Below are 2,525 nucleotides of genomic sequence, written 5' to 3'. Positions count from 1 at the left end.
GGGGGGGGGCGGGGTCATGGTCGTCGTTCTGCGTCGCCCTGGATTCCCGCTTTCGCGGGAAAACTGGTACTGCCGGCCGCGCCCCTCCCAACCTCCGTTCGGGCTGAGCGTCGTCGAAGCCTATGCACATGCCCTTCGACTACGCTCAGGGCGAACGGAGGTAGGGCGGCTCAGCCCCGCAGCACCGCGCCCTGCTTCGCGGCGGCGGCGACGACCTTGTCGGCGATGCCCTTCAAGTCGGCCTCGGTGAAGCTCTTCTCGCCGGGCTGGAGGATCACCTCCAGCGCCACGGACTTGTGGCCCGGCTCGACCCCGGTGCCGGTGAACACGTCGAACACGCGTGCGCGCACGATCGCGGCCTTGTCCGCGCCCTTCACCGCGCGGATCAGCGTCTCGGCGGTCACGGCAGAGGGCATGACGAAGGCGAAGTCGCGGCGGACGGGCTGGAGCGCGGGCGGGGCGTAGGGGCTGCGCGCGAAGCCGTCCTTGCCGCGCCGGGCTGGGATCGCGTCTAGATACAGTTCGACCGCGGCGACGCCCGCGGGCAGGTCGAACGCCTTCGCCATGCCGGGATGCAGCGCGCCGAACGCGGCCAGCACCGCCTTCGGCCCCAGCCTAAGCGTGCCCGAGCGGCCGGGGTGGAAGGCGGCGCCCGCCTCCCCCATCACCGACAGATTGTCGACCGGCGCGCCCGCGGCGGCCAGCAGCGCCACCGCCTCCGCCTTGGCGTCATAGGCGTCGAAGCCCGTGGCCTTCCCGTCGCGCCAGCCGCGCGCGGTGCGGTCGCCCGCCAGCACGACGCCCAGCGTCACGCGCTCGCCGTCGGCCAGATAGCGGCGACCCAGTTCGAACAGCCGGACGCCGTCCGCGCCCTGGCGCAGGTTGCGCGCCGCGGCGGACAGCAGCCCGGGGAGGAGCGAGGGGCGCATGACCTTCAGCTCCTCGCTGATCGGGTTCGCGACGGTCCAGGCGGCCCCGCCGACCAGCTCGGCCTGCGCCTGCGGAATGAAGCTCCACGTCACCGCCTCGTCCAGCCCGCGCGCCGCGGCGGCGCGGCGGGCGCGGCGTTCCAGCTTCTGGAGCGGGGTCGCGGTCGGGCGCGCGACGCCGGGGGTGCGGGGCAGCGGCACCGGCGCGACCTTGTCCAGGCCTTCGATCCGGATCACTTCCTCGACCAGGTCGGCGGTGCCGTCGATATCGGGGCGCCAGGTCGGGGGGGTCACATGCCAGTCGTCGCCCACGGCGAAGCCGAGCGATTCGAGGATCGCGCGCTGGCGGTCCGCGGGGATGGCGAGGCCGCCCAGCGTCTCCGCCTTCGCCACGTCATAGGCGTAGCTGCGCGTCGCCAGCGGGGGCGTGCCGCTGCGCGTGACGCCGGTCGCGGTGCCGCCGCACGCGTCGAGGACCAGCCGCGTCGCGATCGCGAGGCCCGCGTCGAGGAAGGCGGGGTCGACGCCGCGTTCGAACCGCGTGCGCGCGTCGCTGGCGAGTTGCAGCTTCTGCCCGGTGCGCGCGATGCCCTCGGGATCGAAATACGCGCATTCGATGACGACGTCGGTGGTCGCGTCGGACACGCCCGATTCCTCGCCGCCCATGATGCCGCCGATGTCGTGCACCGCCGCGTCGTCGGCGATGACGGTCATGGCGTCGGTCAGCGCATAGGTACGGCCGTTGAGCGCCAGCACCTGCTCGCCGTCACGCGCCTTTCGCGCGACGAGGGCGCCCGACAGTTTCGCGCGGTCGTAGACGTGGAGGGGACGGCCGAGGTCGACCGAGACGTAATTGGTGATGTCGACCAGCGCGCTGATCAGCTTCTGCCCGATCGCGCGCAGCCGCTTCGCCATCCATTCGGGCGCGGCGCCGTTGCGGACGCCCGACACGCCCTGCGCGTAGAAGGCGGGGCAGCCGGCGGGATCGTCGGTGCGCACGTCGGGGCCCGCGCCCTCGCCCGTGACGGGTTCGGCCGCCAGCGGCTTCAGCGTGCCCAGCCCGAAGGCGGCGAGATCGCGCGCGATGCCGCGTACGCCCATGCAATCGGGGCGGTTCGGGGTGACCGATACGTCGATGACCGCATCGGTCAGCCCGGCGTAATCTGCGAACGCGGTGCCGACCGGCGCATCGGCGGGCAGTTCGATGATGCCGTCATGCTCGTCGCCCAGTTCCAGCTCGCGGGTCGAGCACATCATGCCGTTCGATTCGACCCCGCGGATCGCGGCGACGCGCAGGACCATGCCGTTGGCGGGGACGGTCGCGCCGGGCAGGCCGAACACGCCGACCAGCCCCGCGCGCGCATTGGGCGCGCCGCACACGACCTGCATCGGGCCGTCCCCGGCATCGACCGACAGCAATTGCAGCTTGTCCGCCTGCGGATGCGGTTCCGCCGTCAGGACGCGCGCGACGCGGAAGCCGTCCAGCTTCGCCGCGGGATTCTCGACCCCCTCCACCTCCAGCCCGACGCGGGTCAGCGCGTCGACGATCGCGTCGGCGGACGCGTCGGTGTCGAGGTGGTCGTGGAGCCAGGAGAG

Annotated in this window: 1 protein-coding gene; it reads right to left on the bottom strand. The window is 73.0% G+C overall.

Annotation, left to right across the window (positions count from 1 at the left end; genetic code table 11):
* Positions 1–170 precede the first annotated feature (170 nt).
* Positions 171–2,525, bottom strand: a 2,355-nt coding sequence (pheT, locus tag ASG29_RS02285) for a phenylalanine--tRNA ligase subunit beta (protein ID WP_082515559.1), incomplete at its 5' end; no start/stop codon positions are given.

It is taken from the genome of Sphingomonas sp. Leaf412 (assembly GCF_001425405.1).
In the GTDB taxonomy this organism is placed as follows: Bacteria; Pseudomonadota; Alphaproteobacteria; order Sphingomonadales; family Sphingomonadaceae; genus Sphingomonas.
This window is presented reverse-complemented; position numbering and strand designations above follow the sequence as displayed.